General features: G+C 43.7%; 1 pseudogene. It reads right to left on the reverse strand.

Features of this window, described 5'->3' with window-relative positions:
* Positions 1-447 precede the first annotated feature (447 nt).
* Positions 448-1693: pseudogene (locus EYS00_RS20345) on the reverse strand (ISL3 family transposase).
* Between the last annotated feature and the right edge of the window lie 64 nt (positions 1694-1757).

Genomic DNA, 1757 nt, shown 5'->3' on the forward strand with positions numbered 1-1757 from the left:
AGGGCATTTGACAGTAAGATAGACAATGTTCTAATTCATCAATATTTCTTCTTATCGAAGATCCCACCATCCCAAAACCTAGCTTAAAGAATTGTTGTACCTACGAAGAACCTTTGGGGACAACGGGGGTTGTTTGGGGTGAGAACAAAGTTAGGAACACGTTCATTCTAGGTTTATGGAAGGTATCCAGACGCCCTATTTATCTGGGCTGCAGCGACACATCGAAACGAGCCAATACTCCCACAATCCCACTCAAAACCTCTGGGGACAATGGGGGCTGTTTTGGGTAAGAAACTGAGAATATTAGAGAAGGAACAAGTTTGAAGTCCTAAATCACTTTTGGACATCTTCATGTTTCATGTCCCGTCAGCACACCTTTGGACAAAACCTTGTCAGTTGTATTACTAAATTAGGATAGAACGGATTAACTGAGGGGCTCTTCTCCGCTTAGATGAGCTTGACAGAAGGGTATAACATTGAACTTACCTCAGGTACTGAAAGCTGTTTAATCTTCAGTTTGAAGTATTCGGTATCTCTTATCCCGCGAGCTCTTCTGCGTAACAATCCTATTGATACATTGCCAGCCTCGATTACAGAGCTGGTTAATCGGTCATACTTTGCAAAGTTACAGATGCCTTCTTTGTGGTCTTGCAGCATGGATACAAAACCTTGCACGCTCATTATTCTTGTCGCTTTGGCTAACTGACACCAAGCGTCTAAACGGTAAGCCATTTGCTGATAGGTTTCCGCTCGCCAGATACTTTTTAGCTGCTCTTTAAGAACGTAGATTTCACTCAGACGGCGATTAGCTTTGAGTAACATTTTCAGTTTGTCCGTTTGGTTTTCTGACAGCCTTTCTGGATTCTTTAATAGAAGGTAAAGCGAGCCTTAAATCAGCGTTTTATCTTCTCTACAGACCGCTTTTTTGAACTCATACGAACGCTCTCGTCGAATGAGTTGGCTATATTGTTGGACGACATGGAATCGGTCAAAAAACGATGTCAGCGTTCGGCAGGTTTTCTCTGACGGCTTTTTGGTAAGCCTTCCCCATATCCATTGCAACGGCCTGAATCCCTTGGGCAGTTTGTTCGGTAAGTTGAGTGAGAAAGGCTTCGAGAACGCGGTGTGTACGACCATGCTCGACCCAAATCAATTGGCCGTTATCCATGTTATACACCACAGTCATATAGTCGTGCCCTTTGGCTTTTGCGACTTCATCAACGCCAATCCGTTTTAATCTACGGAGTTTTGACGGCTCAGAGGGTGGCAACGTTCGATGCAGCGCCGCCTTGTCAATATTCTTAATCGTTTCCCAGCGAAGTCCATAGTGTCTCGCAATCACACTGATGGGCATGTGACGGCACAAGCCACTAATTTGTTCACAGAATCGTTTGGAATAACGTACACCTTTTTCTACAAAGTCACACTCTTCAATACGTCGCTCACCTTCGATTGTACGGATTTGCGCAAGCTCAATATGAATTCGACAACACCGGCCACTTATCGGCAAGTCATAAATGGTTCTAGAAACGTAAGTATTGACGGTGCAAGCTTGGTTAGACTTTGGGTCGGTCACTTTAAATCGTCGGTCTCGACGACAGTAAACGTCAACAGTTTGAGTGGATTCATCGACCTTAATCGACTGGATTGCCTGCCCCTGAATATGTAAAAGCTGAGAAAGTAACTGGGTCAAAATAGGATTCATCCATACTGACTAAAAAGGGTTATTAGTCAGTATGGTAGAAGTCATAAGTATT

It is taken from the genome of Alteromonas sp. KUL49, from assembly GCF_006538345.1.
Taxonomy (GTDB): Bacteria; Pseudomonadota; Gammaproteobacteria; order Enterobacterales; family Alteromonadaceae; genus Alteromonas.